Genomic DNA, 284 nt, shown 5'->3' with positions numbered 1-284 from the left:
ATCAGCGCCAGTTACACTACAGTTCTTTTGTTATCGTAATTGTCCTGTTTTTCGTTTAAAAACAACAGTTTTCGTTCCCACTGTAGATCAAAAAAATGTACCCGCGAGTTCACCACAACTCCGGGCACGCGGATCTCAGTTTTCCATGAGAAATCACCATGAATATTAACATAGGCACAAAATAATTGACAAGCGGCTACGGTTATGTTATAATTGATAAATGAGTTATGAAGATAAAACCACCACAACCCTCGACGGCCGCAAGGCCACTCCTGAAGCCCAGC

Annotated in this window: 1 protein-coding gene; it reads right to left on the bottom strand. The window is 42.3% G+C overall.

Features of this window, described 5'->3' with window-relative positions:
- Nucleotides 1-11: 11 nt before the first annotated feature.
- Nucleotides 12-284, bottom strand: a 273-nt coding sequence (locus tag GBM95_RS12880; RefSeq protein WP_226963341.1) for a hypothetical protein, incomplete at its 5' end; no start/stop codon positions are given.

The organism is Sutterella seckii (assembly GCF_009183815.1).
GTDB classification, from domain to species: domain Bacteria; phylum Pseudomonadota; class Gammaproteobacteria; order Burkholderiales; family Burkholderiaceae_F; genus Sutterella; species Sutterella seckii.
The sequence above is the reverse complement of the archived record's forward strand: the minus strand, read 5'-3'. Positions and strand labels throughout refer to the sequence as shown.